The 22,289-nt window shown below is 60.4% G+C and carries 18 protein-coding genes; 10 read left to right on the forward strand and 8 right to left on the reverse strand.

Going from position 1 to position 22,289, the window contains the following annotated elements; all coding sequences use genetic code 11:
- The first annotated feature begins 327 nt into the window (after positions 1-327).
- The 5 genes from ureA to ureC all read left to right on the forward strand — a co-directional run bounded on the left by ureA (position 328) and on the right by ureC (position 3,885).
- Positions 328-630, forward strand: coding sequence for an urease subunit gamma (gene ureA / locus BI292_RS13800; RefSeq protein ID WP_033055605.1), 303 nt, complete (start codon positions 328-330; stop codon positions 628-630).
- Between the two features lie 9 nt (positions 631-639).
- Entirely contained in the window at positions 640-1,173 is a 534-nt protein-coding gene (locus BI292_RS13805) for a GNAT family N-acetyltransferase (protein WP_101208184.1), read from the forward strand.
- A gap of 5 nt (positions 1,174-1,178) precedes the next feature.
- Entirely contained in the window at positions 1,179-1,715 is a 537-nt protein-coding gene (locus BI292_RS13810) for a GNAT family N-acetyltransferase (RefSeq protein WP_101208185.1), read from the forward strand.
- Positions 1,712-2,020 carry an urease subunit beta gene (locus BI292_RS13815; protein ID WP_092273970.1) on the forward strand — a complete coding sequence of 103 codons (309 nt, stop codon included), beginning with the start codon at positions 1,712-1,714 and terminating at the stop codon, positions 2,018-2,020. Before BI292_RS13810 ends, BI292_RS13815 begins: the two co-directional genes overlap by 4 nt.
- 164 nt (positions 2,021-2,184) lie before the next feature.
- Positions 2,185-3,885: an urease subunit alpha gene (gene ureC / locus BI292_RS13820; protein WP_101208186.1), complete on the forward strand. Its 1,701-nt coding sequence runs from the start codon at positions 2,185-2,187 to the stop codon at positions 3,883-3,885.
- Positions 3,886-4,002: 117 nt separating this feature from the next.
- Here the strand turns inward: ureC and BI292_RS13825 are convergent, their stop codons facing one another.
- On the reverse strand, positions 4,003-9,297 hold the full coding sequence (locus BI292_RS13825) for an NEL-type E3 ubiquitin ligase domain-containing protein (RefSeq protein WP_101208187.1): 5,295 nt from the start codon (positions 9,295-9,297) through the stop codon (positions 4,003-4,005).
- A gap of 246 nt (positions 9,298-9,543) precedes the next feature.
- Between BI292_RS13825 and BI292_RS13830 the strand changes: the two genes are divergently transcribed.
- Entirely contained in the window at positions 9,544-10,668 is a 1,125-nt protein-coding gene (locus tag BI292_RS13830) for a sensor histidine kinase KdpD (protein WP_101208188.1), read from the forward strand.
- Positions 10,669-10,857: 189 nt separating this feature from the next.
- Here the strand turns inward: BI292_RS13830 and BI292_RS13835 are convergent, their stop codons facing one another.
- Positions 10,858-11,163, reverse strand: coding sequence for a chaperone modulator CbpM (locus BI292_RS13835; RefSeq protein WP_092273979.1), 306 nt, complete (start codon positions 11,161-11,163; stop codon positions 10,858-10,860).
- A gap of 26 nt (positions 11,164-11,189) precedes the next feature.
- The gene (locus BI292_RS13840) at positions 11,190-12,137 is read right to left on the reverse strand and encodes a DnaJ C-terminal domain-containing protein (protein WP_092273982.1); all 948 of its coding nucleotides are present in this window, start codon (positions 12,135-12,137) and stop codon (positions 11,190-11,192) included.
- A gap of 298 nt (positions 12,138-12,435) precedes the next feature.
- Between BI292_RS13840 and BI292_RS13845 the strand changes: the two genes are divergently transcribed.
- Complete coding sequence (locus BI292_RS13845; RefSeq protein WP_092273985.1) at positions 12,436-13,710, forward strand: Hsp70 family protein; 1,275 nt, start codon at positions 12,436-12,438, stop codon at positions 13,708-13,710.
- A gap of 147 nt (positions 13,711-13,857) precedes the next feature.
- Here BI292_RS13845 and BI292_RS13855 read toward each other — a convergent pair whose 3' ends face one another.
- From BI292_RS13855 to BI292_RS13865, 3 genes are all read right to left on the reverse strand, one after another.
- Positions 13,858-14,871, reverse strand: coding sequence for an AI-2E family transporter (locus BI292_RS13855; protein WP_092273988.1), 1,014 nt, complete (start codon positions 14,869-14,871; stop codon positions 13,858-13,860).
- 280 nt (positions 14,872-15,151) lie between these two features.
- Positions 15,152-15,457 (reverse strand): PsiF family protein, encoded by a 306-nt coding sequence (locus BI292_RS13860; protein ID WP_092273991.1) that lies wholly within the window; start codon positions 15,455-15,457, stop codon positions 15,152-15,154.
- 63 nt (positions 15,458-15,520) lie between these two features.
- The gene (locus BI292_RS13865; protein ID WP_178076581.1) at positions 15,521-16,315 is read right to left on the reverse strand and encodes a helix-turn-helix transcriptional regulator; all 795 of its coding nucleotides are present in this window, start codon (positions 16,313-16,315) and stop codon (positions 15,521-15,523) included.
- A 97-nt stretch (positions 16,316-16,412) separates the two neighbouring features.
- On the opposite strand from BI292_RS13865, the gene BI292_RS13870 reads away from it, so the two are divergent.
- Positions 16,413-17,300 carry a DMT family transporter gene (locus BI292_RS13870; RefSeq protein ID WP_101208189.1) on the forward strand — a complete coding sequence of 296 codons (888 nt, stop codon included), beginning with the start codon at positions 16,413-16,415 and terminating at the stop codon, positions 17,298-17,300.
- Positions 17,301-17,498: 198 nt separating this feature from the next.
- On the opposite strand, the gene BI292_RS13875 is transcribed toward BI292_RS13870, so the two are convergent.
- Positions 17,499-18,389, reverse strand: a complete 891-nt coding sequence (locus BI292_RS13875; RefSeq protein ID WP_101208203.1) for a triacylglycerol lipase — start codon at positions 18,387-18,389, stop codon at positions 17,499-17,501.
- 309 nt (positions 18,390-18,698) lie between these two features.
- Here BI292_RS13875 and BI292_RS13880 point away from each other — a divergent pair, with 309 nt between their 5' ends.
- Entirely contained in the window at positions 18,699-19,229 is a 531-nt protein-coding gene (locus BI292_RS13880; protein ID WP_092274003.1) for a bacterioferritin, read from the forward strand.
- Between the two features lie 146 nt (positions 19,230-19,375).
- Here the strand turns inward: BI292_RS13880 and BI292_RS13885 are convergent, their stop codons facing one another.
- Positions 19,376-21,451, reverse strand: coding sequence for an AsmA family protein (locus tag BI292_RS13885; RefSeq protein ID WP_101208190.1), 2,076 nt, complete (start codon positions 21,449-21,451; stop codon positions 19,376-19,378).
- 387 nt (positions 21,452-21,838) lie between these two features.
- Here BI292_RS13885 and BI292_RS13890 point away from each other — a divergent pair, with 387 nt between their 5' ends.
- Positions 21,839-22,264, forward strand: a complete 426-nt coding sequence (locus BI292_RS13890; protein ID WP_092274009.1) for a hypothetical protein — start codon at positions 21,839-21,841, stop codon at positions 22,262-22,264.
- Positions 22,265-22,289: the final 25 nt, after the last annotated feature.

Consider the following 22,289-nt stretch of genomic DNA (forward strand, 5'->3'; position numbering starts at 1 on the left):
GTCAGGCTCCCTCTCCCCAGAGGGGAGAGGGAGCCTGACCGAGTCGTACTAAAAGAATTTCAAATGCTCAAAAAATATTGCTGACTGATCCGGCCATGAAAAACAACCGAGATCAGTCCCCTCTCCCCAGCGGAGAGAGGGAGCCTGACCGAGTCGTACTGAAAAAATTTCAAATGCTCAAAAATATTGCTGACCGATCCGGCCATAAGAAACAACCGAGATCAGTCCCCTCTCCCCTCTGGGGAGAGGGCTAGGGTGAGGGGTGGTTCAATTGACACACCCCACACCGTAAGAACCTCACAAAACTGCCGATATGGATTCCCGACGATGGACCTGACCCCACGCGAAAAAGACAAGCTGTTGATTTTCACCGCCGGCCTCGTGGCCGAGCGGCGTTTGGCGCGCGGCGTGAAACTCAATTACCCGGAGGCCATGGCCTACATCTCCGCCGCGCTGCTCGAAGGTGCGCGTGACGGCCGTACTGTCGCCGAGTTGATGCACTTCGGCACGACGTTGCTGAGTCGCGAACAAGTGATGGAAGGCATCCCGGAAATGATCCCGGAGATCCAGGTCGAAGCGACGTTCCCCGACGGCACCAAACTGGTCACCGTCCACCAACCGATCGCTTGAGGCCGCGCCATGACTTATCACATCCGTGATGCGCTGCACGCCGACCTGCCGGCGATCCGCGACATCTACAACGACGCGGTGCTCAACACCACGGCGATCTGGAACGAACAGGCCGTCGACCTCGGCAACCGCCAGGCGTGGTTCAGCGCCCGGCAAGCCCAGGGTTACCCGATTCTGGTGATCGTCGACGCTGACAACAGCGTGCTCGGCTACGCTTCGTTCGGTGACTGGCGGCCCTTCGACGGCTTTCGCCACACCGTCGAGCATTCCGTCTACGTGCGCAGCGATCAACGCGGCAACGGCCTCGGCCCGCAACTGATGAGCGAACTGATCGAACGCGCCAGAGCGTGCGCCAAACACGTGATGGTCGCCGCCATCGAAAGCGGCAACGCTGCGTCTATTCGCCTGCACCAGCGCGCCGGTTTTGTCATCACCGGGCAGATGCCCCAGGTGGGCACCAAGTTCGGTCGCTGGCTCGACCTGACCTTCATGCAACTGCCCCTCAATCCTGGCGCGGAGCCGCCGCTCGCCAACAAGGAGTGACACCGATGAACGCTGCCCAATTGCGTCGCGTCAATGTTGAAAGCTTTGCGCACTATCGCCAGGGTTTGATCGATTTGCTCCTGGACGCCGTGGGTTATGGCGCCAGCGTCGGCTTCATGGCCGACCTCGATGCGACGCAGGCGCGGGCCTATTTCGATGAGGTCGAAGGCAACCTGAACCAGGGCAATGTGCTGCTGTGGGTGGTGGTCAAGGACGAGCAGGTGCAGGCCAGCGTGCAGCTGACCTTGTGCCAGAAAGCCAATGGCCTGAACCGCGCCGAAGTGCAGAAACTGCTGGTGCGCGAGCAGGCGCGGCGGCGCGGTCTGGGCCAGCAATTGATGAGCGCGCTGGAGCTCGGCGCGCGCCAGCACAAGCGCGGCATGCTGTACCTCGACACCGAGGCCGGCTCCCCCGCCGAAGATTTCTACAAGGCGCTGGGTTACACCCGCGCCGGGCAGATCCCCGATTACGCGTGCGACCCGGCCGGCAACTATCGGCCGACCGCTCTCTATTACAAAGTTCTGCAAGGAATGAATGGATGATTCCCGGTGAATACCAGATCCAGCCCGGCGACATCGAACTCAATGTCGGCCGCCGCACCATCAGCCTGAAAGTCGCCAACAGCGGCGACCGGCCGATTCAGGTCGGCTCGCACTATCACTTTTTCGAAACCAACGACGCGCTGACCTTCGACCGCGCCGCCAGCCGCGGCATGCGCCTGAACATCCCGGCCGGCACCGCCGTGCGGTTTGAGCCGGGGCAGAGCCGCGAAGTCGAATTGGTCGATCTCGCCGGGCATCGCCGCGTGTTCGGCTTTGCCGGCAGGATCATGGGTGACCTCGACTGACACTGCACCTGTGGCGAGGGGGCTTGCCCCCGTTCGGCCGCGCAGCGGTCGTAAAACCGGTCACCTCGGTTCATCAGAAAAACCTCATCACCCAATTTGCGGGCGCTGCGCACCCGAACGGGGGCAAGCCCCCTCGCCACACTAAATTTGTGCAAGGAATTGCGATGAAGATATCCCGTCAAGCCTACGCCGACATGTTCGGCCCCACTGTCGGTGACAAGGTCCGTCTGGCCGATACCGAGCTGTGGATCGAGGTCGAAAAAGACTTCACCACCTATGGCGAAGAAGTGAAATTCGGCGGCGGCAAAGTCATCCGCGATGGCCAGGGCCAGAGCCAATTGCTCGCACGCGACGTGGTCGACACGGTAATCACCAACGCGCTGATCATCGACCACTGGGGCATCGTCAAAGCCGATGTCGGCCTCAAGGACGGACGCATCGCCGGCATCGGCAAGGCCGGCAACCCGGACGTGCAACCGAACGTGACCATCGCCATCGGCGCGAGCACCGAAGTCATCGCCGGTGAAGGCATGATCCTCACCGCCGGCGGCATCGACACGCACATTCACTTCATCTGCCCGCAGCAAATCGAAGAAGCGCTGATGAGCGGCGTCACCACCATGATCGGCGGCGGCACCGGCCCGGCCACCGGCACCAACGCCACGACCTGCACCTCCGGGCCGTGGCATCTGGCGCGGATGCTCCAGGCTGCCGACGCGTTCCCGATGAACATCGGCCTCACCGGCAAGGGCAACGCCAGCCTGCCCGAACCATTGATCGAACAGGTCAAGGCCGGCGCCATCGGCCTGAAACTGCACGAAGACTGGGGCACCACCCCGGCGAGCATCGACAACTGCCTGAGCGTTGCGGACGAGTACGACGTGCAAGTGGCAATTCACACCGACACGCTCAACGAATCCGGTTTCGTCGAAACCACCCTCGCCGCGTTCAAGGGCCGCACCATCCACACCTATCACACCGAAGGTGCCGGTGGCGGGCACGCGCCGGACATCATCAAGGCCTGCGGTTTCCCCAACGTGCTGCCGAGTTCGACCAACCCGACGCGGCCGTTTACCCGCAACACCATCGACGAACACCTCGACATGTTGATGGTCTGCCATCACCTCGACCCGAGCATCGCCGAAGACGTCGCGTTCGCCGAAAGCCGCATCCGCCGCGAGACGATTGCCGCCGAAGACATCCTCCACGACCTCGGCGCGTTCTCGATGATCAGCTCCGACAGCCAAGCCATGGGCCGCGTCGGTGAAGTGATCACGCGCACCTGGCAGACCGCCGACAAAATGAAAAAACAGCGCGGCGCGTTGCCTCAGGACGGCGAAGGCAACGACAACTTCCGCGCCAAACGCTACATCGCCAAATACACGATCAACCCGGCGATTACCCACGGCATCAGCCACGAAGTAGGCTCAATCGAAGTCGGTAAGTGGGCCGATCTGGTGCTGTGGCGCCCGGCGTTTTTCGGGGTCAAACCGACGCTGATTCTCAAGGGCGGCGCGATTGCCGCGAGCCTGATGGGCGATGCCAACGCTTCGATTCCGACGCCGCAACCGGTGCATTACCGCCCGATGTTCGCCAGTTATGGCGGCTCGCTGCACGCCACCAGCCTGACGTTTATCAGCCAGGCTGCGCAGGACGCCGGGTTGCCCGAAGCGTTGGGGCTGAAGAAGAAAATCGCTGTGGTGAAGGGCTGCCGCGACGTGCAGAAGACCGACCTGATCCACAACGATTACCTGCCAAACATCGACGTCGATCCGCAGACTTATCAGGTCAAGGCTGACGGCGTGTTGCTGTGGTGCGAACCGGCCGAAACCCTGCCGATGGCGCAGCGTTACTTCCTGTTCTGACTTCGCACAAAACCCGTAGGAGCGAGGCTTGCCCGCGAAGGCGTCGGCACATTCCAAATCAATCTTGGATGTGCCGACGCCTTCGCGGGCAAGCCTCGCTCCTACAGGGTTTGTGGGTTAGTCGGTGGTGGTTTCAACCTTGAAGGGGATCTCGACGCGCTGCACTTTTGCGCGGTCCATCGCTTGCTGGGTCAAGGTCTGACGCAGCTGGTTGATTTGCGCTTCGATGTCTGCCAACTCGGCGTTGCAAGCCGCGTCGCTCATGACCACGCCCGGTGCGATGGCGCTGTCGGGTTTGCCCAGTTCGAAGGCCAGTATCCGCAGCTCTTCTTTGAGTTTTGCTTTGGCTGCAGGCGTCAACGCCTGGCCTGAAGCCCGCTCATCCAAGGCAATTTTCAGCGCGGTGACGTCATCGTAGCGTTTGCGCAACGCACGGAACGCGCGTCGGTTGGAGGCTTCGACGTAGTCTTTCCAGAACGGCACGGCAATGATCGACTCGCGCAGCAGCGGTGCTTGTTCAAGGGCAATAACAGTGTCGTAGGCATCGTCGATCATCTTCTGTGTGACCCCGGCCATGTTGCGGAACAGCATCGACCGCGCCTGCCACGGCAAGTCGAGGCGGTCGGCCAGCCCGATCAGAAAACTCAAGTGCACTTCCACCACGTCAATCGTCCCGACGACGTTACCTTCAGCGTCAACTCGACGCAGTTGCTCCTTGGCGGCCAAGCGCTCGGCAACGTGTCGTCGAGCGATGGCATTGACCTGCTCGATGCGTGACTGCCCTTTGGCGAGTTCAACCAGTTCGCCCTCGACCAGACCCGGATTACCCAGGGATTTCGCCTCATCCACCAAGACGCGCATGCCCAACTCGTTGAATGCCTGGATGGCGCCGTCCCGGCAATTGGTCGGCACCGTCGCCTCGGCAAACAACGACTCGCGCAACTCGCCGTTCTCGTGCATGGCTTTGAGCATGCGCCAGACCTTGTCGCTGAGGTCGCCGCGGTACGCGCCGCCGCTCTTGAAGTCAGCGGTTTCAGTCAAATCCTTGAGCAAGGAAAAGAACGCCTCCGAGCCGAATTCGTCTTCCAGCTCATCCCAGATCACTTGCTGTGAACGCCACTGCGCCGTGGTCATGCCTTGCGTCCATTGGACGCTGTCTACCGTGCCCAGCGGCGGGTACGCGCGCTCTGGGTCCAGACCCACTGATTCGGTGTAAAGCCTGACCTGGCGGATCGCCTCCGCGCTCATTGGCGGCTCGCTCAGCGAAAGGTGCGTGCGCCCCAGCAACTCCGCGCGGAACGAACCCGGCGCTACCTGCGGCACCTGCGTGATCGGGTTGTTGCGCATGTCGAGATAGATGTTGCGCGGGCGCTGCTGGCTGAAAATTCCCGTCGGCCACGTGTCGATGCCGGTGTCTTCCAGCACCAATACATGCAGATCGCGCATCAACGTAATGTCCGGCACCAGGCCGATGGGATTGCCGGAAAATGCCATTGCGTGCACGCGATCGAGCGACCGCAGGCGCGCCACGGCCTCGGGCGTCAGCACGATCCGGTTGCCGTTGAGCGCCAGGTCGGTGAGGTAGCGCATGTCGCCGATAAAGGGTGGCAGCTCGGTCAGCAAGTTGTCGGTCATATCAAGGACGCGTAAACGCCGGAAGTTCTGCACAAAGCGCAGCTGGCCGCTACTCACTCCGGTATTGCGCAGGCTCAGGCTGGTGACATGGTCAAAATCGGCCTGCAACTGCGGGAAATTTACCAAGTGGCGATCCAGCGGCATGCCGTCCAGCACCAGTGATTGCGGATGCGCAAGGCCAGGAGCCCTGACGCCTTTTGGCCCGGTACGCTGCCAGCATCGCCTGAGCAAAGTACACAGCTCGTTTCGCGCATGCCATTGCGCGACGCCGGCGGGACTGAAGCGAATCGCGTCAGTCGGGCTGTCGCGCCAACGCTGCAGGGTTTTGCACAGGTTGCTGAACTCGTGCTCAATGCTTCGCACGTAGGCGTCCAACGGGATATTTCGTCGATACAGATTATCCAGCACCCGGTCGATATCATCGCTGACGAAGCCTGGGTAGAGACTGTTCAGGCGAGTGCGCGCGTTGGCTTCGCCGGGAGTGATCCGCTGGAAATCACGCGGCATGCCGCCGGGCAATTTCATGGTGTGCGGGTCGTAAGCCGGCTGGTTGATCGGCGCGTCCTGCAACACCGTCGAAAACGTCCCCCGGGCCAAAGGTTGTTGTTGCACTTTGCGCTTGAGTTGCGCGCCTTGAAAAATGTCGAAACCCAGCGCGGTGCGCTCCTTGTCGGGCAGGGCATGCAGCAGCGCAGCGTACAAATCGTCGGCACCGTGCAGATGTAGGTCGAGATCGTCGCGCGCCTCGAACAGTCCGTTTTCGTTGACCACCAGCACTTTGCGAATGGCTGCCGACTGCGGGCCGACGCTGTCGCGCAACGTGCCTTCAAACCCCAGCTCGCGCACTTCGATGCGCACGTTGTCGGCCCAACCGGGCAACGCCGCGACGCTGTGTAACGCCAGGCGCTCGGTGTCGGCACCAGCCACTGCGTCCAGGTACAAACCCTCGTAGCTGCGGGCGATACGCACTTCGCGCAACGCTTCACGTGCCTGCGTGCGCAGCCGCAAGGGCAGGCGGGATTTCTGCTCGATGAAGCGCAGCTCCTCTCGGGAAGCTTGCTCGATCAGTTGCCGCGCAACTGAGTGCGGCAATTGTGCAAAGTCACGTTGCAGCAACAATTGCCGCGGGTCTTCGATGAGTTCGCCGCGCTGGTACATCGACTCGAACACACGCTCGATTTCGCCCCCGGCGCGCATCGCCAGGCGATCGCTCAGCGCCTGCAGTCGCTCGCCTCGCATGCTGGACGCACGTTGCCCGATCAGCGCGTGAATCTCGTCCTCACTCAGGGCGGCGAGCACCCGCTCAGCCAGTTTGCCGCCACGCAGTTGCGCCCGGCTGACCTTGATTACCTGCGTCCCGGTTGCGTTGGCGTTGCCGTACTTGATCGATGCACCGGAATAGACGCCGGAAGCGGCGTCGGTTTCGAACAATTCAATGGCTCTGGATTCGGGCCAGAACGGTAATTCGCAGAGGAACGTCGGCAGAAACCCTTCCAGTGATTGGGTAACCGTGTTGTGCAGAATCTGCTGGCTCAAGCCCTCGACCTCGGCATACACCTGAAAGCGCTTGATCGTGTCAGCCAGTATTCCGGGAGCGCGCTCATGCTCGGCATGCATCCGGCGCAACTGGTTATGATCCACCCCGCTGACCGTGCGAACTTGCGCCTGGCGCTCCGGCGCAAGGTTTTCGAGCGAGTGGCCCAGGCGACTCCAGACTTTGTCTTCATCCCAGGCCAGCGGCTCTTCCAGTTCGGTAATCCAGCCGCCCAAGTCGTTCTGCGCGAGGGTTGGCTGATAGGCATTTTCGCGCACCGGGTGCTGGATCCGCTGCCGAGCTGTGGCCGGGTCTTTTTTTACCGCATACCGTTTGTTGTCCAGCGCCAGCACCGACGTGCCGTCGTGGTCATGCAAACCCTGCGCATCGGGCTGCGAGTTCTCCGGCAACGGCAACGCCCGCTCATAGGGCGCGAGGTCAGGTTTCCACAAACTCGGCGTGCCATCGGGCAACTGCACGGCTTTCAGGCTGTCGACAACCGGCGAAGGCGTGACTGCTACCGGGATGCCACCGGGCAGCACATGGCCAGCGCCCATCATCGCCAGTTGCGCGCCGTTGATCAGTACCGAGCAAATGTGCGCCGAGGCCTCGTCGCGATCACCCTTGCTCCAGTCTTCAATGCCTTCGGCGAGGTCCTCGGCCAATTGCGCAACCATGATCGCCAACATCGCCTCACCGAGCCCCGGCACCAGCATGGCGGTGAAGTTGAACAGGTTCCACGCGATATCCAGGTAACCGCTGAGACGTGTCCAGCGGCTCTGTGCATCTTCATCCCCGGTGGGCACGGCGATCCGCCGCGCATCGGCAATCGCCTTGTCCCGTCGCTCGTGGTACAGCGTGCTCCAGAGATTGTCGGTGATGACGTTGGTAATCGGCTCCGGATCGGGGCGCTCGATCGCGGTCTCGCGCCACCACGGCCCCATGTCCAGCGGCTCGCGCTGCTTCCAGGTAAACGTCTTGAGCCGCTCATTGACCCGGCGGAAAAAAGCCCCTTGGTCTTGCTGGGCGACAAAACGACTGAAAAATTCCTGATAGCCGCTTGTGCGCAGTTGGCCGATCAGGGTCTTCATGAAATCGCTGAAGGAGTCGTATTCTCTGAGCGGATGTTCGGGATCATCCGGGATGTAAACGATCACGTGCCCGATCAAGCGACTCTGGCGGTAATTGTCCTGATCGCGCGCCATCGCTTCGGAGAGGCCCTTGGGGCCATTGGCAAAAAACGCCTTGAGCAGCTTCAGGCGCTCGAAATCCTGGTGCGGCAAGAACGGCAAGATCTGCGCCCAGTCGAGTACGGTTCGCAGAGCTGTCGAGGTCAGGCTGTTGACGGCTTTTTGCGCCCAGCCCGGCTCGCCCACGGCGCTGAACAAGGTAATGCCGTGGAGTCGGAAGCCCATCAGCGACAAGCGATGGTTGTGCAGCGGCAAATCGTAAAACGTCCTGTGCGCCTCGCCGTCGGCCACTTTCAGCAGCGCACCATAACCGTGATTGGTGATTTCACCTTTGAGCACAGCGGTCAACGCTGCGAGTTTGAACACTTGCTTGTCCCGCGTAACAGTCTCCTGCTGCAGTTTCACTCGTTGAGTGGCCGCCACCGGCTGCAACACACCTTTAATGTGCGCCTGGTATTTCGCGCCAAGGTCGAGGGTCCGAGCCAATGTCACAAATTGCGCAACCGTCATCGAATGCCGTTGCGGCGCGCCCTGCTCATCGGCAGTGAAAACCCCGGAGCCTTCGCTGAATGCATCGGCCTGCGCTTCCGCCGCTTCGAAGTTATGCAGCGCCGCGTCGAGCAGGGTCATTCTGCGCAAATGATCGGCGCCGCGACTGATGCCGAAGATGATTTTGCTGGGCACGTAGAGGCGTAATTCGGCGACCCGAACGTCGAGTTCGACGTTCAATTGGTCTTTTAATGCCTTGAGCAGCAGCGGCTCGGCAAACGCCTTTATGCCTTGCAAATCTGCGGTCAGCTCATCGACGTAGCCTTGAAACAGCCACCGCAGGCCAAACAAGTCGCGCCAATGGTCGCGATCAATCTTCCGCGCCTTGAGGTACCACTCGGGGAACGTATTGATCGGCGTTTGCGCGGCGAGAATGCTCTCGCGGGGAACACTGGTGGCAACGACGAGGGATTTTTGCCTGATCAAATCGACATGAATGTCAGTGTCATTTATTTCAGAAAGGTAAGCCGTTTCATGTGCAGTTTCTTGCTGTGCGTCAGCCATATGACAACAACCGTCCGTGATTATCGAACGTTCAGGCTAACCCGCGAAAATGTTCGAAAATAGCGCGAAAAATCGTCCGAACGCGCAACAAAATCGCAAAAACCCCCCAGTAATTGAAATATCGAAAATATATAAATACCACTTGCCGCCGAGATTTTTTGCTAGCGCACATCAACGGTGTGCACTCGACGCGAAGACGTTAATATGCGGTTTGCTTTTCCGCTCTCACCGCCGGGGTTCTGGTTTATGCGTTTAAGCGAATTCATCGTGGTAGAGGTTGATCGGGTCGTCGATGAATGGGAGGAGTTCGCCCGCGAGCTCACGCCTGACGACAATCTGGATCGCATCACTTTGCGCGATCACGCCCGTGCCATCCTGCTGGCTGCCGCGCGGGACATGAACACTGCGCAGACCGCCGCAGAGCAGGCCGCGAAGGCCAAGGGCGATGGCCCGGACAAATCCCCGAAACTGGTCGAGGCCGCTGCCAGCCATGGCGAATTGCGCCATATCGTCGGGTTTGACCTGGTGCAGATGACGGCCGAGTTTCGCCACTTGCGCGCCTGCGTGATTCGGCTGTGGGTCGAGAGCCTGAAGACGCCGGACCTGGCCTACTTCCAGGACATGATCCGTTTCAACGAAGCGATTGACGAGGCGCTGGCCGAATCGACCGCCGCTTATGCCGGGCAGGTCAACCATTCGCGCGATATGTTCCTGGCGATCCTCGGCCACGACCTGCGCGCGCCGTTGCAAGCGGTGAGCATGTCCACCGAAATGCTTCTGCGCAAAACCGATCTGGACGGCGCGGCGCTGACGAGTGTGAAGCACATCAAGCGCGGCACGCTGCACATGGCGGCGATGGTCAGCGATCTGCTCGAACTGGTGCGCAGTCGGCTGGGCAAGACGCTGCCAATCGAACCCGCGCCGATGGACCTTGCCGATGCCGCGCACGAGGCCATTGCCCAGGCCTGCGCCGGCAACCCGGAATGCGATCCGTCGATCACGGTGAAGGGTGATACGCGAGGGTCGTGGGATGGCGGGAGGATCAATCAACTGCTGCAGAATCTGATCGGCAATGCCTTGCAGCATGGCTCAAACAAGCGCGACGTTACCGTGGAACTGATGGGCGAAGGCGAGGACGTGCGCCTGACCGTGCATAACTTTGGCGTGCCGATCCCGCCAGAGGCGATTGCGACGATCTTCGACCCGCTGGTGCGCAGCGTTGACGAAACACTCGGGCAGCCGTCGACCAGCCTCGGTTTGGGGTTGTTTATCGTCAAGGAAGTAGTCCGCGCGCATGGCGGGACGATTGAAGTCAGTTCCAATGCGCAGGATGGGACGCTGTTTACCGTGGTGTTGCCGCGCGGGGTTTGACCTTTAGCGCTGCGCCATTTTTAGAGCTGCGTCACCTTTAGAGCTGCGCCATCTTCATCGCGAGCAAGCTCGCTCCCACAGGGATCTCGGTGGTCAGCAGAACCGCAGGGTTTCATGACTACCGCAAAACCCTGTGGGAGCGAGCTTGCTCGCGATGGCAATCGAACAAACACCCCGATATTCGGGCTGTTACTCAACCACCAACCGCCCCAACCGCTGTTTCAACATGCGGTTCTCCGCGCGCAGTTGCTGGACCTCTTCCAGCAGGTCCAGCGCCAGCGCGACGCCTTCCCACTCCAGCTCCAGATCATGCCGCAGCTTGGCCGCGCGTTTGGCCAGGGCCAGCTCGTAATCGTTGAAACGCCAATCCTTGGGCGCGGAGCCCTGAGGTTCGAGGATGCCGTGTTCGACGATCTCGATCACGTAGACGTCCGACAATTCGGTCGCCTCACAGAATTCTGCCATGTCCAGTTGAACGATCAGGGGACTGCTCATCGTCAGTATCTCCAGGTTCTAGCGGATCAGAAATTTTCTCTCGGATCGAACGCGGCTTTCTTCGCCAACTCTTGCCACAACGCCTTGGTTTCATCGTCCGACGCTTTCGGCATCACAGCTTTGAGCTGCACGAAAAGGAAACCGCGCTCGCCCTTCTTGTTCAGCAAACCGTGGCCCTTGGCGCGCATGCGCTGGCCATTCTGGCTGCCGGCCGGGACTTTCAGGTTGATCTTGCCGGTCAGCGTCGGCACCGCTACTTCAGCGCCCAACGCCAGTTCCCACGGCGCCAGCGGCAAGGTGATGATGAGGTTTTCACCCTCGACATCAAATTTCGGGTGCGGCGCGAAACGGATGATCAGGAACAGGTCGCCATTGGCGCCGCCACCGATGCCCGGCGCGCCCTGACCCTTGAGGCGAATGCGCTCGCCGTCGGTCACGCCGGCGGGGATTTTCACGTTAAGGCTTTTTGTGGTGTTGCTGACGTGCTGGCCAGCCGCGTTGTATTGCGGGACCTGGAACGTGACCTTCTTCGATTCGTTCGAAAGTGTCTCTTCGAGAAATACTGCGAGTTCCATTTCCACGTCTTGCCCTCGACGTCCGGCGCTGCGGCCCGACTGTCCACCACCAAAACCGGGACCACGGTTGCCGAAGATCGAACTGAAGAAGTCCGAAAAATCGCCCGTGTCCTGACCACCACCAAAACCAGCGCCGCCACGGTTCTGCCAACCTGGCGGACCCTGGAACGGCTGGCCGTGCTGGCCATATTTGCGCAAGTCGTCATATTCGGCGCGCTTGTCGGCACTTTTCAGCGCTTCATAAGCTTCCGAGGCGTCCTTGAACTTTTCCTCGGCGTCTTTTTCCTTGCTGACGTCGGGGTGGTATTTGCGCGCGAGCTTGCGATAGGCGGCTTTGATCGCCTTATCGTCCGCGGTCGGCTCCACACCGAGAATCTTGTAATAGTCTTTGAAGTCCATCTGAGGATCACCATCCGTTATCAAAATCGCGCCGCGAACCCCAAGCATGCACGTATAACTCGCCGCTGGGTTGACCGATCTCAAGGTTGTGACCGGGCTGCGCATCAGAAGTTTATCGGCAGCGGTGGGCGGTTCTTTTGACCGTCCCGGGGCTGCCAGGGCCAATGCAGACAAGTTTGGGGCATGGGCCCCGCTTATCAAGGCGCTATTGATGTTGATTTAGCGGATAGTCGGCCTTCGAATCTTCGCCGCACTGGCATACACTGCGCGGCCGTTTTTTAACCGGAACTCGAAAGACATGAAAAACGCATCCCCAGCCCGTGCCTGCGGCATCGACTTCGGCACGTCCAACTCCACCGTCGGCTGGCTGCGCCCCGGCATGGAAACGCTGATTGCGCTGGAGGACGACAAGATCACCCTGCCCTCGGTGGTCTTTTTCAACATCGAAGAACGCCGCCCGGTGTACGGCCGGCTGGCGCTGCACGAGTACCTGGAAGGCTACGAAGGCCGGCTGATGCGCTCGCTCAAGAGCCTGCTGGGTTCCAAGCTGATCAAACACGACACCAGCGTTCTCGGCACGGCGATGCCGTTCAAGGACCTGCTCGGCTTGTTCATTGGCCAGTTGAAGAAACGCGCCGAGACCGCTGCCGGTCGCGAGTTCGAAGAAGTGGTGTTGGGGCGTCCGGTATTTTTCGTCGATGACGATGAACTGGCCGACCAGGAAGCTGAAAACACCTTGGTCGATGTCGCTCGCGCCATCGGTTTCAAGGATGTTTCGTTCCAGTACGAGCCGATTGCCGCTGCGTTCGACTACGAGTCGACCATCGAAAAAGAAGAGCTGGTGCTGATCGTCGACATCGGCGGTGGTACGTCTGACTTCTCGCTGGTGCGTCTGTCGCCGGAACGGCGCATGCACGACAACCGCCACGACGACATCCTCGCCACCGGCGGCGTGCACATCGGCGGGACCGATTTCGACAAGCAATTGAGCCTGCAAGGCCTGATGCCGCTGTTCGGCTACGGCAGCCGCATGAAAAGCGGCGCTTACATGCCGACCAGTCACCACATGAACCTGGCGACCTGGCACACCATCAACTCGGTGTATTCGCAGAAATCGACGTTGGCGCTGGGCAGCATGCGCTACGACATCGAGGACACGGGCGGCATCGATCGCCTGTTCAAGCTGATCGACCAGCGCGCCGGGCACTGGCTGGCGATGGAAGTCGAAGAAACCAAGATTCAGCTGACCCACGCCGACAGCCGCCACGTGCCGCTGGACCGCATCGAACCGGGCCTGAGCGTGGAACTGACCCGCGCGTTGTTCGAATCCGCCATCAATAATCTGCTGGAGCGCGTGCGCAACAGCGTCACGCAACTGTTGAACGACGCTAACGTGCGGGTTGATCAGGTTGATACGGTGTTCTTCACCGGCGGTTCGAGCGGCATTCCGGCGCTGCGCAACAGCGTCTCGGCGATGCTGCCAAACGCGCGGCATGTTGAAGGGAACATCTTCGGCAGCATCGGCAGTGGTTTGGCGATTGAAGCGATGAAGCGCTACGGCTCGATGGACTGACACAGGCCCCTGTGGCGAGGGGGCTTGCCCCCGTTCGGTTGCGCAGCAGCCGCAAAATCGGTGAGTGCGGTTTATCCGATGAGATCAGGGGCTGCTACGCAGCCCAACGGGGGCAAGCCCCCTCGCCACGATAGGATCAACAGCGAATCAAACCATCCCCACCAGCTTCAGCTCGCTCTTCAGGTACGCATAATAAATCGGCCCCGCCACCACTCCCGGCAGGCCGAATGCGGCCTCGAACACCAGCATTGCCAGCAGCAACTCCCAAGACTTGGCACTGATCTGCCCGCCGACGATGCGCGCGTTGAGGAAGTATTCGAGCTTGTGGATAAAAATCAGATAACCCAGCGCCGCCACGGCGACCCAGATCGACAGTGACAAACCGACGATGGTGATCAGCGTGTTCGACATCAGGTTGCCGATCACCGGCAACAAGCCGAGCAGGAACGTCAGCACGATCAGGGTTTTGGTCAGCGGCAATTTGATGCCGAACATCGGCAGGATCACCGCCAGGAAGATCCCGGTGAAAAAGGTGTTGAGCAGGGAAATCTTGATCTGCGCAAAAACGATGTTGCGAAAGGCCTGGACCAGCAGGTGCAAACGGTCGAACAACGCGGCCGCCAGCGGTTTGCGTTTGGTCACGTCCGGCACCCGCTGCAACGCGATGATCGCGCCCAGCACCATGCCGATCAGCAATGTCACGAACATGTGCGCCGCGTCTTTGCCGACCAGTTGCAGGTCGCTGAGGTGTTTGCTCATCCACGCGCCGATGGCCACGCGAAATTCCGCAGCACTGGCCGGCAGGTAGGCGTCGATGAACGGCGGCAGTTGCCCGCGTGCGCGGTCGACCACGTGCATGAATTTGTCGAGGGAGGCGCCGGGGTTTTCCGCTTCGTGCAGCAGGAAGCTGATCGCGCCAGCGAAGATCAGTGCCAGCACGCTGACCACTAAAGTGCCGAGCAACGCCACCGCCAGCCACCGCGCGCGGCGACCTTCGATCAGGCGCTGCAATTGCGGGGTGAGCATGTTGACCAGTTCAAACACCAGCAAACCGGCCAGCAGGCTTGGCAGCAAGCGCAACGGCAGCACCAGCAGCAACCCACCGAAAATGATGATCCAACTGATGAACAGCAGGACTTGGCGTTGAGAAAACGTTGGCATACAGCCTCAAAACGAACGGCGTAAAAGGACCGGCAGTCTGCCAGCGTTCCGGGATCAGCACTAGGAAATGTGCAGGGCGGACCTGGTGAGAGGACTGATGGCTTTTGTTGCCGAGCCTACTGGCCCCATCGCGAGCAAGCTCGCTCCCACATTGGACCTGTGAACAAAGCCCCGTGCGGGAGCACCTTCAAAAACATCCGCCCTGTGAACACAGCCCCCTGTGGGAGCGAGCTTGCTCGCGATGGGGCACTCACAGCCCCCACATTTCCTCGCCGATGGCTTACTTTTTCTTCAAACAATCACTCATGAAGGTTTTGCGCGCATCGCCCGTGAGCGCTTTGGTCTTGGCGTCGGCGTTGCAGGTTTTCATTTTCTCTTGCTGCGGCGTCAGGACTTTTCCGTCATTGGCCGCTGGCGCCGCTTTCAGGCAGGTGCTCATGTAGGCCTTGCGCTCATCGCCCTTGAGACTTTTCGCAGTAGCGTCGGCATTGCAGGTGGTCATTTTGTTCTGCTGGGCGGTGGCGGCGAAGCCTTGGGAACAGAGCAGCAAACCGATCATCAACAAAGGGACACGCAACATCTTCATGGAGTTTTCTCCTTGTTGCCGCACCGATGGATGCGGCCTCGCCCTGAGTGTAGACAAAGCCTGTTACACCTTCCTGCCGTCGAGATGACTGCGTCGATATTGCTCCGGCGTGCACCCGGCCTGGCGCTGAAACATCGCGATAAATGCCGAACCACTGCTGTAGCCCAGGTCGAAGGCGATTTCCTGAATGCTGCGCGCACTGCCCAGCGCTTCGATCGCGGCAAGAAAGCGCAGGCGCAGGCGCCACTCGCCGAAACTCATGCCCAATTCGCGGACAAACTGGCGCGCCAAGGTGCGCTCGCTGACGTGAATCTGCGCCGCCCACTCGGCCAATGGCCGGTTATCCCCAGGCTCGGCTTGCAGCGCTTCGAGGATCCCGAGCAGCCCCGGACTGCTGGCGTACGGCAAATAACAGGCATGCTCGGGCGCCTGCTGTAGTTGATCCACCAGCACTTGGGCGAGACGAACGTCGGCGTCCTGCTCGGGAATCTTCACATCGCGGGCGGCGAAGTCTTTGAGGATTGCCTTGAGAATGTCGCTGATCGCCAGCGTGCACGCCTGCTGCGGCAACTCCCGGCACAGCGACGGCGCCAGGCACACCGCGCGGTAGTTGATCGGCTGGTTGCTGTAGAAGCTGTGCTCGGTGTGCGGCGGCACCCAAACCGCGTATTGCGGCGGCGACATGAACCGGCTGCTGCCGATTTCCATGTGCAGCACGCCGCTCGACGAATACTCCAGCGTGCCCCACGGATGGCGGTGCGCCGAGGCGTATTCGTGGGTGTCGAAGTCGGCGTAGCGGAAGTACACCGGCGCCGGTAATTCGTAGAAATCCAGCAGATCGATGTGTTTGCGGCTCATGCTGTCCGTCATCAGGGGCAGGTTGTCTGGATCGAAGTATAGGCGTGCATCCAGACAAGCGGATAATTGCCCTTCATTAACGTTCTGGTTGTTTGCGATGCAATACGCTTATCCCTTGCTGGCCATTTTCATCTGGGCCGGCAATACCGTGATCACAAAAATGTCGGCCGGGGCGATTTTCCCGGCCGAAATCGGTTTCTACCGCTGGCTGCTGGCCGGATTGCTGTTCACCCCTTTCATGCTCAGACCGGTGATCGCGCACTGGCCGAAGATCCGCGCCAACCTCGGCAAAATCTTTGTCCTAGGTGTGCTCGGCATGGCGGTTTATCAGAGCCTGGCCTACTTTGCCGCGACCCGGACTTCGGCGACCAACATGGGCATCATCCTGTCGCTGATGCCTTTGATGTCGCTGACCATGGCGATCATCAGCCTCGGCCAACGCCTGACGGCCGGCGCGTTGGCCGGTGCGGTGCTGTCGTTCGCCGGGGTGCTGGTGGTGGTGTCGTCCGGCAGCCTCGGCGTATTGCTCGAACACGGGGTAAATCTGGGCGACGCGATGATGTTGATCGCGACGCTGGCCTACGCGATTTACAACACGCTGCTGAAAAAATGGCAGCTGCGCCTGCCGCCGCTGGTGTTGCTGTACATGCAGGTGTGGGTGGCGGTGATTGTGCTGTTTCCGCTGTTCGCGGTGTCGCCGAAAATCGGCCTGACCGCGCAAAACATTCCGCTGGTGCTGTACGCGTGCCTGCTGGCGTCGATGGTCGCGCCGCTGGTGTGGATGCAAGCCGTGGCGCGCCTCGGCCCGAGCCGGACCACGCTATTTTTCAACCTGCTGCCGATTATCACCGCGCTGATTGCGGCGGTGGTTTTGCATGAGCAACTGGCGATGTATCACCTGGTGGGCGGGATGTTGACGCTGGGCGGAGTGATACTTTCCGAGCGCTGGACGACGGTGCTGGGCCGCAGGATTCGCGTCGCTTGACCTGACGTCATCGCGAGCAGGCTCACTCCCACAGGGATCCCCGAAACCCTGTAGGAGCAAGGCTTGCCCGCGAAGAACGATGACGCGGTCCGGATTCGCGTCGCCTGACCTGACGTCATCGCGAGCAGGCTCACTCCCACAGGGGTTCACTGAAATCCTGTAGGAGCAAGGCTTGCCCGCGAAGAACGATGACGCGGTCTACACCCCTGCCGCCTTCAACCGCGCGGCATGCTCCACAAACAGCCGCAGCGGCTGCGCGCCTTTGCCGACCAGGCCCAGCGACTGGTTGACGATGTCGAAGTGATCCATCGGGAAGTCGTCGCCAATCACCGTGCCGAGGTGCGAGCTGTAGCGCCCGACCATTCCGTCGCAGTGCCCCGCTTCGCGCACGAAGGTTCTGGCGAATAACCGGCAACTGCGATTGGTCCCGTCAAACAGATTGCCGCCGCGATCGGTTTTGCCCGGCTGCAAGGTCCCGGACCAGGAGTAATAACGCACGCCGTTGACCTCTTCCGGCCCCTGCCCGCCCCAAGTATCTGGCAACCCTTGTGGATAACGCTGATTGAACAGCGCCACCCCTTCGGTCGTCAGCGAATGGTGCGAGGCGGGAATATCCACCGGCAACTTCGGCCCGTGATAACCAGTGTCCAGCAGCCCCATCACCGCGCCAATCACCCGCAGCAGCACGCCAAGCAAACGGCCTTTGGCACTGTCGGCCGGGTAATGTTTTTGCAGATAATCAGCCAATTCCGAGCCGTGATTCGGTCCGGCGACTGACGTAACGGAAGCCACCAGATCCGGACGTTGCGCAGCCGCATAACGAGCCGTCAACGAGCCTTGGCTATGGCCGATCAGGTTGACCTTCTGCGCCCCGGTCTCACGCAAAATCTGCTCAATCCGCGCCAGCAACTGCTCGCCTCGCACCTCGCTGGAATTGAGCGGCGACACCTGCACCGCAATCACCACCGCACCACCACGGCGCAACGCCGCGATGATCCCGTACCAGTACGGATACAGCACCAGACGGATAAACCCGAGCATTCCCGGGACCAGCACCAACGGGTAACGCGTTGCGCAATCTTGCGAAATGGGTGACATGGGCGGACATCCTTGTGATCGGTGAGATGACGCCGGAGCGGATGCAAGACCTCAGCCAGGCATCGCCAGCGTGATCGCGCAGTCTAGGCCATCTGCCCAGTTTCAACCCGGCCACGATCTACCCGACCGAGAGCACTTTCGGCGCCGGGTACAGCGCGTTGCTCGTGACCCAAGTCAACAAATGTTGACCGCTGGACCAATTTCATAAAACTTTCTGCAGCGCGTGTTACTCCCATCTTAAGTAGCGATCACGTCCCCGAGAGGCGTGACGCAAACCGGATTAGCCTCCAGGAGATCGAGATGAGCGACATGCAGTTGTCTGATAAAAACACCCTGCGCCAGCGGGCCCGCCAGAACGTCGAAAACGGTGCGGTGACCGAGGGCTACAGCGCCGACCGCGAGGAAGTGCTGCGCCTGCTCAACGAATCGCTGGCCACCGAACTGGTCTGCGTGTTGCGCTACAAGCGCCACTACTTCATGGCCAACGGCGTGAAAGCGCACGTGGCTGCCGAGGAATTCCTTGAACACGCCAATCAGGAAGCCGAACACGCCGACCGTCTGGCCGAGCGCATCGTGCAACTGGGTGGCGAGCCTGAGTTCAATCCCGACCTGCTGTCGAAGAATTCCCACGCCCAATACGTGGCTGGCAATACGCTGAAGGAAATGGTCTACGAAGATCTGGTCGCCGAGCGAATCGCCATCGACAGCTACCGCGAAATCATCCAGTACATCGGCGAGAAAGACCCGACCACCCGACGCATCTTCGAAGACATCCTGGCCCAGGAAGAAGAGCACGCCGATGACATGGCGGACATTCTGAACGACCTGTAATACCTGATAGATCGCCTTCGCGGGCAAGCCTCGCTCCTACAGGGTCAAGACGATACCTGTAGGAGCGGGGCTTGCCCGCGAAGGCGTTTTCATGAGCGCCGCAGAATGATCGTTCCCACGCTGAGCATGAGAACGATTTATTCGGGTTACTTGCTCGGTTTGACAGTCACCGGTGCCTTGCCGGCTTTCATCTGCTGCAGCAGTGGCTCGCACTGGTTCGGTTCGCCGCCACTCGGTGCGACCAGTGCCAGCAAGCCTGCCGCCGGTGCAGCAATCACGCCCAACGCAACCATCCCCGCCCCGCGCAACATCAGCGGCACGGCTTTGACGCCGGCGTCCGGCTTGATGAATTTGCCGCGCACGTACAGCGGCGAACGCAGCGATATCAAACGCCAGCCTTTGGATTCCGGCGTCACCGTCAGGTCCAGTTGCTCGGTGGCCATGTTGGCGTTGCCGTCGATGTAGATAATCGCGTTCTCGGTATCGAAGACGAACAACTGCGTGGTCGCCAGGCCGGTCTTGATATCGAAGTCCGCCGCAGCGCAGTTGATCTTCACTTCCTTGTCGCCAAAGATCTTGCCGACCACGTAATTGCCGACGTTAAGCCCCGCCAGTTCCATCAACTCACGGCTGATCGCGCCGTCATTGATCAACATTTTCAGTTTGCCGTTGGAGCTGCCCAACAATGCGGCGACCGAGTTGCCGCGCCCGGCAATGTTGGCGTCGCCATTCAGCTCACCGAAACTGGTTTTCATCGGTTCGAAGGTCGGGAACAGCTCCTTGAGCTTGAAGCCCCGCGCCGTCAGTTTGGCCTGGCCTTCCAACGGTTCAGTGCGGCCATTCAGGCGAATCTGCGCATCCAGTTTGCCGCCGGCGACGCCGAAGCGCAGCGGTTCGAGGCTGAGCACGCCGTCAGTCAACACCACGTGGGTATAGAGGTCATTGAACGGCAGTTTCTCGCTGTGGACGATGCGCTTGCCGGTGAATTCGACATCGGCGTCCATATCGCGCCAGCGCTCGGTTTTGAACTCCTCGACCGGCAACACCTTGTCCGTCGGCTGCTTGCTCTCACCGCCACGGGCCTTTTGCTTGGCGTTGGAATCGGCACCAATCAGCGGCGCCAGATCGGCGAACAACAGTTGATTGGAAACCAGCGCGCCGCTGAGCTTCGGCCGAGGTTTGCTGGCGACATACGCCAGATCGCCATGAATATCGCTGTCGCCGATCTTGCCGTTGAAGCCTTCATAGCGGAACTGCGCGCCGTTCGCGTCATGCAGCTTGGCGATCAGGTGACCGTCGGTGGCATACGGCGGCGAATCCGGCAGCGTCACGCCGGTCAGCGGGTACAGATTGGCCAGGCTGCTGCCGGCGAGTTTCAGCCGCAGGTCCAAAGCACCCAGGTTGAGCGGATCAGTCAGCGTGCCCGCCAGCTCGACACGAGTGTCGGCGATCTGCGCTTTCGCTTGCAGCGGAAACGGCTTGGCCGCGTCCTGCAGGGCGAGCAAACCGCCGATCTTGCCTTCGCCGGTGAGTTTCTGCTGGTGATACTGGCCTTTGACCTTGATCGCAAACCCGTAGTCCTGCGGCGCTGCGCCCTTCTCCACCGCAGTTTTCGCGGCTTTGTCACCGACGATGTCACTGAACGGAATCGGCTTGCCCAGCGGATCGATCAATACGTCGAGCTGGGTTTTCAAACTCTGGTCGTCGAGGGTGACGTGGCCCTTGTCGAAACCGATGGCGCCGATGTCGACCACCCAATTCGACGGCTCGGCGTTGGGGTCTTTCGGGTCGAATTTGAACGTCCAGTTCGCGCGGCCATCGGCCAGGCGTTGCAGCTCGGCGTTGGGTTCGGTGAGGTCAATGCGCGGGATGACCACGCGCTGCGCCAGCAAGGCCAGCGGCGAAATGCGCAGTTCGACGCGCTTGAGCGTGACCATCTGCGGCTGTTTCGACCAGTCCGGGTTGCCCAGGCTCAAGTCCTCGGCCACCACGTGCGGCCACGGCACCCACGAGCGCCAGCCGGCCTCATCAAGTTCACGGCGCCACACCACCGCGAGGTTGCCGTTGATGGCAAACGGTCGGTGCAGTTCTTCGGAAACTTTGGCGTTGAGCGGCGGTTTGATCCGGTTCCAATCGAAGAACACGATGACCAAAACCAGGATCGCCAACAGCACGACAAGGGTGGAAAGGGTCCAGGTGATTATTTTAGAAGTGCGCGTCATTGCACAGGGCTCCTGAATACGACTGAGCGCCCTGACTGCGACGCATGTGTGAAACGTTAGGCCAGAACTGGCCTGCCATGAAATCTACGACTGAAAAACGCCGCTCAGGTTTAACCGGATTGGCGCTTAACGTTGAAATAATCCCCCGCCGACACAGTGCGCACGCTTCAAGCGTTACCGGTCCCGCACTGTTGTGCGGCGCGAATGGGTCGAAACTACCCACCTCGGTGCAAAACCGCCCGCCTGAAACGCCCGATCTAGAGCCTCTGCGCAGAACAATCAATTCTGTTGATTATTACCATTGCGTTTATGAACTTTTATATCGACTTATCGAGAGTAGCATTGCCCTCGTACCCAATTTATCGCCCTCCCAAGGAGCAACCCATCATGAAACGCCAATTACTGCTTAGTCTTACCCTCTCGATGCTGGCCAGCACTGCTTTCGCTCTGCCAGCCGCCGAACAAGCCACACCGCAAATCAAAGACAGCCACTCGGCATACAGCCACACCGTAGCAGCCGACGGTTCCGACCGCACTCCACAAGGTCAGACCCTCGCTGAAGGTGGTAATGATCGCCTGAAGGAAAAAGGCTTGATCACCGAAGATGGCTACGACAAAACTCCACAAGGCCAGTCTGTTGCCGAAGACGGCTACGACAAAACTCCTCAAGGTCAGGCAGTCGCCGAAAACGGCCGCAACCGTCTTGAAGAAAAAGGTCTGGTTGAAGATGGCTACGACAAAACCCCACAAGGCCAAGCCGTTGCCGAAGGTGGTGGTGATCGTGTTATCGAACGCAACAGCGCAGTGAGCTGAGCCCATGGCGGCCCAGAAAAAAAGC

This window comes from Pseudomonas sp. 43NM1, assembly GCF_002836905.1.
Classification (GTDB): Bacteria; Pseudomonadota; Gammaproteobacteria; order Pseudomonadales; family Pseudomonadaceae; genus Aquipseudomonas; species Aquipseudomonas prosekii.

Excerpts from the sequence above, each read along its gene's own strand:
- ureA (WP_033055605.1), top strand. The coding sequence starts at position 328 with ATGGACCTGACCCCACGCGAAAAAGACAAGCTGTTGATTTTCACCGCC.
- BI292_RS13805 (WP_101208184.1), top strand. The coding sequence starts at position 640 with ATGACTTATCACATCCGTGATGCGCTGCACGCCGACCTGCCGGCGATC.
- BI292_RS13810 (WP_101208185.1), top strand. The coding sequence starts at position 1,179 with ATGAACGCTGCCCAATTGCGTCGCGTCAATGTTGAAAGCTTTGCGCAC.
- BI292_RS13815 (WP_092273970.1), top strand. The coding sequence starts at position 1,712 with ATGATTCCCGGTGAATACCAGATCCAGCCCGGCGACATCGAACTCAAT.
- ureC (WP_101208186.1), top strand. The coding sequence starts at position 2,185 with ATGAAGATATCCCGTCAAGCCTACGCCGACATGTTCGGCCCCACTGTC.
- BI292_RS13825 (WP_101208187.1), bottom strand. The coding sequence starts at position 9,297 with ATGGCTGACGCACAGCAAGAAACTGCACATGAAACGGCTTACCTTTCT.
- BI292_RS13830 (WP_101208188.1), top strand. The coding sequence starts at position 9,544 with ATGCGTTTAAGCGAATTCATCGTGGTAGAGGTTGATCGGGTCGTCGAT.
- BI292_RS13835 (WP_092273979.1), bottom strand. The coding sequence starts at position 11,163 with ATGAGCAGTCCCCTGATCGTTCAACTGGACATGGCAGAATTCTGTGAG.
- BI292_RS13840 (WP_092273982.1), bottom strand. The coding sequence starts at position 12,137 with ATGGACTTCAAAGACTATTACAAGATTCTCGGTGTGGAGCCGACCGCG.
- BI292_RS13845 (WP_092273985.1), top strand. The coding sequence starts at position 12,436 with ATGAAAAACGCATCCCCAGCCCGTGCCTGCGGCATCGACTTCGGCACG.
- BI292_RS13855 (WP_092273988.1), bottom strand. The coding sequence starts at position 14,871 with ATGCCAACGTTTTCTCAACGCCAAGTCCTGCTGTTCATCAGTTGGATC.
- BI292_RS13860 (WP_092273991.1), bottom strand. The coding sequence starts at position 15,457 with ATGAAGATGTTGCGTGTCCCTTTGTTGATGATCGGTTTGCTGCTCTGT.
- BI292_RS13865 (WP_178076581.1), bottom strand. The coding sequence starts at position 16,315 with ATGAGCCGCAAACACATCGATCTGCTGGATTTCTACGAATTACCGGCG.
- BI292_RS13870 (WP_101208189.1), top strand. The coding sequence starts at position 16,413 with ATGCAATACGCTTATCCCTTGCTGGCCATTTTCATCTGGGCCGGCAAT.
- BI292_RS13880 (WP_092274003.1), top strand. The coding sequence starts at position 18,699 with ATGAGCGACATGCAGTTGTCTGATAAAAACACCCTGCGCCAGCGGGCC.
- BI292_RS13885 (WP_101208190.1), bottom strand. The coding sequence starts at position 21,451 with ATGACGCGCACTTCTAAAATAATCACCTGGACCCTTTCCACCCTTGTC.
- BI292_RS13890 (WP_092274009.1), top strand. The coding sequence starts at position 21,839 with ATGAAACGCCAATTACTGCTTAGTCTTACCCTCTCGATGCTGGCCAGC.